The sequence below is a fragment of the Dissulfurimicrobium sp. genome (genome assembly GCF_049968175.1).
Classification (GTDB): Bacteria; Desulfobacterota; Dissulfuribacteria; order Dissulfuribacterales; family Sh68; genus Dissulfurimicrobium; species Dissulfurimicrobium hydrothermale.
This window is the reverse complement of sequence record NZ_JBMFRG010000070.1, coordinates 1-8,628: the sequence shown is the minus strand read 5'-3', so window position 1 is coordinate 8,628 and position 8,628 is coordinate 1. Positions and strand designations below refer to the sequence as shown.

Annotated in this window: 8 protein-coding genes and 2 tRNA genes; 9 read left to right on the top strand and 1 reads right to left on the bottom strand. The window is 47.8% G+C overall.

Features of this window, described 5'->3' with window-relative positions:
- Positions 1 to 463: 463 nt before the first annotated feature.
- From ACP5SG_RS08510 to ACP5SG_RS08500, 3 genes are all read left to right on the top strand, one after another.
- Complete coding sequence (locus ACP5SG_RS08510) at positions 464 to 1,633, top strand: L,D-transpeptidase family protein (RefSeq protein WP_428123538.1); 1,170 nt, start codon at positions 464 to 466, stop codon at positions 1,631 to 1,633.
- A gap of 42 nt (positions 1,634 to 1,675) precedes the next feature.
- Positions 1,676 to 2,287, top strand: coding sequence for a YcbK family protein (locus ACP5SG_RS08505; protein WP_237888095.1), 612 nt, complete (start codon positions 1,676 to 1,678; stop codon positions 2,285 to 2,287).
- 52 nt (positions 2,288 to 2,339) lie between these two features.
- Positions 2,340 to 2,415 (top strand) — tRNA-Ala (locus ACP5SG_RS08500).
- Between the two features lie 216 nt (positions 2,416 to 2,631).
- Here ACP5SG_RS08500 and ACP5SG_RS08495 read toward each other — a convergent pair.
- Complete coding sequence (locus ACP5SG_RS08495) at positions 2,632 to 3,528, bottom strand: radical SAM protein (RefSeq protein ID WP_424661429.1); 897 nt, start codon at positions 3,526 to 3,528, stop codon at positions 2,632 to 2,634.
- Positions 3,529 to 3,681: 153 nt separating this feature from the next.
- On the opposite strand from ACP5SG_RS08495, the gene ACP5SG_RS08490 reads away from it, so the two are divergent.
- From ACP5SG_RS08490 to ACP5SG_RS08465, 6 genes are all read left to right on the top strand, one after another.
- Positions 3,682 to 5,274 (top strand): S8 family serine peptidase, encoded by a 1,593-nt coding sequence (locus tag ACP5SG_RS08490; RefSeq protein ID WP_428123533.1) that lies wholly within the window; start codon positions 3,682 to 3,684, stop codon positions 5,272 to 5,274.
- A 203-nt stretch (positions 5,275 to 5,477) separates the two neighbouring features.
- Positions 5,478 to 5,930: a tetratricopeptide repeat protein gene (locus ACP5SG_RS08485; protein ID WP_424661427.1), complete on the top strand. Its 453-nt coding sequence runs from the start codon at positions 5,478 to 5,480 to the stop codon at positions 5,928 to 5,930.
- A 14-nt stretch (positions 5,931 to 5,944) separates the two neighbouring features.
- The gene (locus tag ACP5SG_RS08480; RefSeq protein WP_237888099.1) at positions 5,945 to 6,466 is read left to right on the top strand and encodes a nitroreductase family protein; all 522 of its coding nucleotides are present in this window, start codon (positions 5,945 to 5,947) and stop codon (positions 6,464 to 6,466) included.
- A gap of 53 nt (positions 6,467 to 6,519) precedes the next feature.
- Positions 6,520 to 7,752 carry a bifunctional phosphopantothenoylcysteine decarboxylase/phosphopantothenate--cysteine ligase CoaBC gene (gene coaBC / locus ACP5SG_RS08475; protein WP_237888100.1) on the top strand — a complete coding sequence of 411 codons (1,233 nt, stop codon included), beginning with the start codon at positions 6,520 to 6,522 and terminating at the stop codon, positions 7,750 to 7,752.
- Between the two features lie 59 nt (positions 7,753 to 7,811).
- Positions 7,812 to 7,885: transfer RNA gene (locus tag ACP5SG_RS08470), tRNA-Ile, on the top strand.
- Between the two features lie 19 nt (positions 7,886 to 7,904).
- On the top strand, positions 7,905 to 8,628 hold a 724-nt coding region (locus ACP5SG_RS08465; RefSeq protein ID WP_428123527.1), incomplete at its 3' end, for a Nif3-like dinuclear metal center hexameric protein.

Sequence of the window (8,628 nt, the reverse complement as noted above, 5' to 3'; positions counted from 1 at the left end):
AAGGGTAAGCTTTTCCGCAGCCTGTTCCTGTGCGGCAGAGAGACGAGGCTGTGAGAGTACAATTGCCGCAGCAAAGCAATAAAGACACAGTCTTAAAAGAAAACCCTTGCTGGTCATAAATGATGAATGGTTGCGCAAAGGTCTTAAAAGGAGAATGTCTTCCTTTGAAAAAGACATCTGGATCACCTCAAATTTATTATGGTTGATCACTGTTTTTTCAGATCCTGAATTCTATTTTGTTAGTGTGCTTGAGTCAAGAAACTTAAAATAAAAACAGCGATAAAAATTTTTTTGGAAATCTTGACCTCAAAAACCACCGGCCTCTATATAATTCAGGGGCATAATAGGTGGTCTTTTAATTTTGTCGCTGTTTGCTATAAACGCTATTTGCTATAAGCTGTTCATCCGGCTGGTTGTGAATATGATCAATATTATTACACCTTTTTTCGTCGGCATACTTATTATGCTTGGTGCGCCTGTTTATGCCGTTTCCTTCGGATTATATTGGGGCCCAGACAGCAATAAGGGATTCACTATCCTTGAAAACGTGCCATATCAGAAACTTCTTCATGAATTCTACCACTACAGGGACATTGCCGCTGCAGGAGGCTGGCCTTTTATCCCGTCCGGGCCTGCTCTTAGGCCTGGAGACAGGGACAAGCGTATATCAATTTTGAGGGCAAGACTTGCCATATCGGGAGATCTTGTCCAAGATGGGCGACATTATAAAGAAGCCGGCGACAGTGAATTGTTCGACAAGGGTCTTCGTGAGGCCGTTGTAAGGTTCCAGATGAGACATGGTCTTGAACCTGATGGGGTGGTGGGCCGTAACACGCTGGATGAATTGAATGTCGCAGTGGAAGATAGGATACGGCAGATAAGGGTGAATCTTGAGAGATTTCGTTTATTTCTTGGTTTAATTGAAGACCGTTATATCGTTATCAATATACCAGATTTTGAATTGAGATTGATCGAAGGCGGCAAGACCGTCATGAGGATGAAGATAATAGTGGGGAGGAGCGATCGGCAGACGCCGGTTTTCAGCTCTGAAATCACGTCTATTGTCGTAAATCCGTATTGGCGTGTGCCTTATTCCATAGCCGTAAAGGATATCCTGCCCGAGATCCAAAAGCATCCAGATTATCTTGACAAGAAGCATATAAAAGTCATAAATACGTCTGATGATAGTATAGTAGATGTTTTTGCCGATAAGATAGATTGGAAAAAGGTCTCCGAGAGGAATTTTAGTTATAAGCTGAGGCAGGATCCTGGCGCCGACAACGCCCTCGGCAGGTTGAAATTTAATATATCCAATCGATACGATATATATCTGCACGATACGCCTGCACAGGGTCTTTTTAAAAGGACGAGGAGGGATTTCAGTTCAGGCTGTATCCGTCTTGAGCGGCCGCTGGAACTTGCCTTATATTTATTAAGTGATCATACTGCCTGGACGCGCGAAAAGCTGCTTGACCTCATAAAGGCCGGCAAAACAATAACTATAAGGCTCAAGAAGCCGATCCCTGTTCATATAGAGTATTTTACGGCATGGGTTGCTGACGATGGAGTTCTAAATTTCAGACGAGATATCTATGGGCGTGATGCAATGTCTGACAGTGTTTCTAGAAAATGAAAATGGTTTGGATCTCACCAATAAATTGCTTAAGGAGGTGTCATGGAGCAGGGGATAAGAGATGTATGGAGATCGTCTCCAAGAAGGATGAAAAATGCGGACCTTGCGATGCAGCTCAGCAGAAGGAGGTTTTTAAAGGTGGGCGCATTTGTAGCCATGGCGCTTTTGTCTCCCACAAGGGTTATGGCAAGGATCGGCCCTTTCAAGGGGACTGAAAAGACCTTGTCTTTTTATAACCTCCATACAGAAGAAAGCCTGCATAAGACATATTTTTCAAAGGGCAGATATATCCCAAAGGTCCTTTCGGACATCAATTATATATTGCGCGATTTCCGCGCCGGGGATGTGCGTCCTATTGATGTAAAGCTTTTGGATCTGCTTTATGACATAAAGTGCAGGCTCGGCACAAAAGACCCGTTTCTGGTCATCTCGGGCTACCGTTCCCCTGCTACAAATCGCTATCTTAGAGAACATAGTAGCGGCGTAGCGTGCAAGAGTATGCATATGTTCGGAAAGGCCATTGATATAAGACTCCCCTCGATCGCACTCGAGACTTTACACAAGGTCGCCGTAGCATTAAGGCGTGGAGGGGTGGGTTACTATCCCGAATCCAATTTTGTCCATGTAGATGTCGGAAATGTCAGGTACTGGTAATTTGATTTTTTTTCTGTTAAATTTTTAACCTGATTTTAAGACCTGTCCGGATGGGGATGTAGCTCAGTTGGGAGAGCGCCACGTTCGCAACGTGGAAGTCAGGGGTTCGAATCCCCTCATCTCCACCATATTTTATCGATTCTTATCAAAAAATCATATCTCGACCAAATGGAACTGAGCGGCAGGACGGTCGATTTGAACGGCGCGTTTCATAAATGCGGTCATCGCTGCGAGTCATACAGAGATCGGCTGATGCCAGCAAACCTGCCAATACCCTCCTGAGATGTCGGAGAGTGGTATGTTAAAATAGATAATTTTGAGACATACCTCGATCTGGTGCGGATTCAGATGAGGCGGCCCTCCAGGCGCTGGAGACCGGCGGATCCGGCGGCCCTGAGGGCCTGGTTGTACTCATGGTCTGTTATGCGTCTGTTCATGGGCGGAGGCAGGTGGCCTGGGCCGCATGGCCTGTACTGGTCCATGATGTTCATGTATGTATTTGAAGAAATTTCTTGCGCGATAAACTCTACAATCTCCATTGTGTCGGAAAGACCGCCTGGAAGGACGAGGTGCCGTACTAAAAGCCCCTTTTTTGCAGTGCCATTTTTATCAAACACCAGGTCACCCACCTGCCTATGCATCTCTTTGATGGCCTCCTTGGTTATCTTCGGATAGTCCTTGCACTGGCTGAATCGATTTGCGGCTAATCTATTCCAATACTTGAAGTCAGGCATATAAATATCCACTATACCGTCTAAAAGCCTCAGTACATTTACATTTTCATAGCCGCTCGTATTATAGATAATCGGCAGATCAAGGTCAGTTTCCTTTGAAATTATCTGCAATGCCTCGACCCAAAAGGGCAGTACGTGGGTTGGGGTGACGAGGTTTATGTTTTCGCATCCAGAGGCTTTGAGGGTCATGATGATCAAGGCGATATCGTCTGGATTAACAGGATCTCCCTGGCCCAACCAGCTGATCTCGTAGTTTTGGCAGTAAATACATCGGAGATTGCACCAGGAAAAAAATATGGTACCAGAACCACCTTTTCCAACAAGGCAACGCTCTTCACCGAAATGCGGCCCATAGCCGGCAACGACGGCCTTGTTGCCTGTCTTGCAAAACCCTGTTTCACCCTTCAGGCGGTTTACTCTGCACTGTCTGGGACAGAGGGTGCAGGATTCAAGTAAGGACTTCAGCTCCTTGACCCTTTCCGATAAATCGTCAGAAGAGAGCCTCATATCTTTCTCAAAAGTCCTGCCGACAGGATTCAAAATTTATTCAAATATTGACGCGCAAGGCGTAAAGGTTATAAAATTAAATATACAACCTCATTTGGATGAGGTAAATATAATCCTTTATAAATATACCGGAGAGCAAAGAGGTATTCTGTCATGGATTATTATCAAATTCGTTTATTTTTATCTCTTCTCCTGATCTTTTTCTGCACAGGGACTGCCCTTGCAAATGACGGTGTCAGCCCGAAGATCGACCCCTTCCTGCAGAATGAGCTGAACAACAGGACCGCATCAGAGTCCATTGAGGTCATACTGGTACTGGACAGGGACCCTTTGGCCCAGATGCCCGAAGACCTTGTAAGGGAAATGAAAGATCGGATAGAAGGGCTCGGGGGCAGCGTCAGTAACTATGCATTCAATAATATCAAGGCAACAGTACCTGTTGACAAGATCTCAGAGATCGCAAAATGGCCTGAGATAAAGGTCATAAAACTGCCCACAAGGCCCCATGTAAGCAGCATGTCAGAGGGGGTGGGCGTGATAGGGGCCGATCGCTGGCAAAACAGCGGCCTTCTGGGACAAGGGGTCAAGGTGGGGATTATTGATGTGGGCTTCAAAGGCTGGGAAAGCGCCGGTCTTACCCGGTATTATCCATTAAAGGTATTTGGCGGGGATGAGAACTCCGACACTCATGGCGCCGAATGCGCGGCCTTGGTCCATGATGTCGCACCTGGCGCCATGCTGTACCTGGCCAACATAGGAAATGCAGATACAGACCTGTATAACGCCTATAGCTGGCTGAAATCCCAGGGCGTGGAGGTGATAAGCTGCTCTCTGGGATGGGATTGGTGGTGGCTGCTTTCCGGACAGATAGATCAACAGACCGTGGATCAATTACATTCTATCGTTGAGCAGGCGCATAACGATGGTATTACATGGGTTAATGCTGCTGGCAACAAGGCCCAACAGATATGGCTGGGGCAGGCAAATCTTGGTCAATATGGTCAATATAACTATGTAAATTTTGCCAGCGGTCAGCCGGTAAACTGGTTTATCTTATCTAAACATAGTGATTCAAGCCCATCCAGCGGCCGGGTTCTTGTGTGGCTTATATGGTTTAATCCCAGCGCCAACTATGACCTGAATATCTACAGATGGAATGGACAAAATTGGGATATAGTGGCGCATTCCGTTTCTGTCGGCACAGGATTAAAACTGTGTCTGTTCCAGGGGAACAGATATGATATTACAGGAGATATATATGCCGCAGCGATAAAAGGCGGTTGGGGAAGCTCAAGCCAGGATTGGGTAGGTCTGATCCTGGATTCACTGGATGACCTGCAGCCATCGTTTGATCCATCGTTTGGTGGTGTTTACACCCGTATCTTTTCGATCGATTATCCTGCAGACGACCCGGCCGTCTTGACCGTGGGCGCAGTCCCTTATAACAATCCGTATCAAACAGAGGAATTCAGCTCATGCGGACCCACACTTTCTGGTGGGGCCAAGCCGGATATAGTCGCACCGGATTGTGTCACCACCTGGTTCGGCGGAAATTTTTGCGGGACATCCGCCGCAGCCCCTTATGCCGCGGGTGCTGTTGCGCTCCTGAAGCAGGCCCATCCTGAATGGGGGCCCGATCAGATCAAGTCCATGCTCAAGGCAACGGCCTATGACATAGCCCCTGCCGGTTGGGATTATTGTTCAGGGGCCGGGCTTATGCAGCTCGGAGGGCTGCTGGGGCGTTGAGGGCCTGCCCTCAAACCCTTGTCTCGCCTTGACATTGGAGCACCTGATCCATATACTTGTTTAAAAAATAAGGAGGTCCGACCGGCATGTCTACGACGTTGAAGTGGGAAACCACGATGGAAGAGGCGCTGAAGCTTGCAAAGATGCACGATAGGCCGATTCTGTTGGATTTTTTTAATCCAGGCTGAATTGGCTGTCAACAGATGGATGCGGTTACGTATCCTGATGCAAAGGTCAGTGGATTTTTAATGGAAAATATGATTCCGTTGAGGATTCTTTTTGATACAGTACCTTTGTCTATGGACTTTAATATCAAATGGACTCCCACCTTAATAACCCTTGATGCCGCCGGGAAAGAACACCACAGGATAGTCGGATTTGTCGGACCGGATGAATTCATTCCATCGATGCTCCTCGGGATAGGCAAGACATATCTAGAGACGGACAGATTTGACAAGGCAATAGCAAGTTTTGAAAAGGTGATAACCGAACATCCCAATTCACCTTCAGTGTCTGAGGCTGTTTATATGGCAGGGGTTGCCCGTTTTAAGGGTACTCATAATCCGAGGCCGTTGAAGGAGGCCTACGAGATGTTGAACGTCCGTTTTCCTGGAAGCGAATGGACGAAACGGGCTTATCCATACAGATTGCTTTAACAATATTCTGTCTGATGGATAGGGCGATGTCGAACCCTGTGCTGGATGCCATTTATTCGAGGCGGAGCATCAGACAATTTACAGATGAGCCGGTCGATCGTGAGGCGATATTGGAGATAATAAGGGCTGGCACATGGGCGCCCTCTGGGCTTAATAATCAGCCATGGAGATTCGCCATTGTAACGGATCGCAGCCTTAAGTCAAAATTCGAAGGGCTTACGCGTTATGCAAAGGTGATAGCATCTGCAAAGGTGCTCATCGCTGTTTTTGTTGACAAGGCCGCCATGTATAGCGATGTAAAAGATTACCAGGCAATAGGTGCCTGTCTTCAAAATATGTTGCTCGCCGCCCACAGTCTGGGACTCGGCGCCGTATGGCTCGGCGAAATCCTTAAAAACGCCAACAAGGCAAGGGCGCTTCTCGAGCTTCCTGGCAACCTCGAGCTTATGGCCGTTGTGGCCGTCGGGTACCCTTTGAGACGCAACCAGAGTTCCGAAAGAATGGGGATAGACCAGGTAATAGTATTCGACCGCTGATCCAGCATGATTCAAAAATTATTGCATTGACCGATCGACTTGAAATATCATACGTGCCTTCATACAGACCCCTTGAGGGCAAAAATATCCTCCTGGGCATAACTGGCGGGATTGCGGCATACAAGGCAGGGGATTATGCAAGGCGTCTGATGGAGCTCGGGGCGAGGATCCTGCCGGTCATGACGGCGAATGCCGCTAGGTTTATAACCCCACTTACCATCTCCGCCCTTACCGGCGAAATGGTCCATTCGGACTTGTTTGACCTCGAACGGTCCGGTCCAATCAGGCATATCAGTCTTGCGCGAGAGGCGGATGTCTTTATGGTGCTGCCAGCGACTGCAGACATCCTTGCAAAGGCCTCGTCAGGGCTGGCTGATGACCTCCTTTCAACCCTTATCCTTTCCTTCAAAGGACCTGTGCTCTTCTTCCCGTCCATGAACCCTGCAATGTATGAAAATCCAATAACTAAACGCAACCTGGAGTCTCTTCGCGCAGCTGGACATATCGTTGTCGAACCTGAAGTCGGTAAGACGGCATGTGGTGAGGAGGGAAGGGGGAGGCTTCCGGGTTGGTCTGTTGTAAAAGAGGTTGTCATGAAGGCGTTGACGCCGCAAAGCCTCAAGGGGCGGACCGTCCTTGTCACGGCAGGCCCTACAAGGGAGCCGATAGATCCTGTACGCTATATTTCAAACAGGTCTTCAGGCCGCATGGGTTTTGATATGGCAAGGGTGGCATACAGACGCGGGGCACGGGTTGTCTTGATACACGGGCCTGTTTGCATATCTGCACCGTACGGGATCGAGTCTTATCCTGTAGAGACCGCGCAGGAGATGTCGGTTGCAGTCGTAAATTTTTCGGGTAACGTCGATATTGTAGTCATGGCTGCCGCCGTGGCCGACTATACGCCTATTGAAAAGGCCGATCGGAAGCTCAAAAAGGTTGCTGAAAACATAAATATCAACCTGAAAAAGACAACGGATATCCTCATGGAATTGATAAAAAACAAGAGGCATAATCAGATTGTTGTAGGTTTTTGCGCCGAGACGCATGACCTTGAGAAAGAAGCTGTCCAGAAGATGCTTCGCAAACAGCCTGACCTCCTTGTTGCAAATGACGTATCGAGAAAAGATTCGGGTTTTGACGCCGCGACAAACAAGGTCTTGATTGTTTCAAGGGATTTGAAGGTCGAGGATATCCCCCTTCTTGACAAGGAGGCTGTAGCGGAAAAGATATGGGATAAGATAGAGGGCATAGCGTTACCTGCTTTATCTGATGCACCGTCTTGACAAAATACGATCTCAAGTTAGATTATCTCGATTCGAGATTTATTGCTATTTTATCAAATGGGCCTATAGCTCAGTTTGGTAGAGCCACCGGCTCATAACCGGTTGGTCCCAGGTTCGAATCCTGGTGGGCCCAATCAAAAAATAAATATAGAGTGGACTTATCACCTTCTGCCCGTGAAATATGGCAAGCCCTTTTAGATTGGGCGCCTTCAGAGCTTTCTGAATCCTGGGATAACATCGGAATACAGAGCGGCGATCCTGAGGCAAGGGTCAAACGCATTGTTGTGGCCCTGGATCCGACCTTCGCCCTTCTTGAAGAGGCGAGATGCAGGGGGGCCCAAATGGTCATAACGCATCACCCCTTGATCTTTGGCCCGCTTCGATCCTTAGACCTTTCACAGCAAATACCCCGCCTTTTGGCGGGGTATTTGCGTTCAGGCATAGTTTTGTGTACCGCCCATACAAATTTGGATGCGGCGATAGGCGGGGTAAGCGATCTTGTAGCCGATTTTTTGGGATTGGTTGGGGCGAGGCCGATTGCATGCCGTCATGTATATGACGACAATGTTACGGGCCTTGGAAGGATAGGGAGACTAGAAAAGGCAAGGTCATTGTCTGAGGTTGCCTCCGATGTTTTAAGATTTACATCGGCGCCAGGTTGCTTTATAGTCGGCGATCCAAGGCGGGTTATAGAAAAAACGGCCATATGTTGCGGTTCAGGTTCAGATCTTTGGCCATTTGTTATTGATTCAGGGGCCGAGCTATTCATAAGCGCCGAGATCAAGCACCATATTGCGAGAGATGCAGAGGAGCGAGGCATTGCAATAATAGATGCCGGACATTTTTACACCGAACACCCTATTGTATTTGAAATAG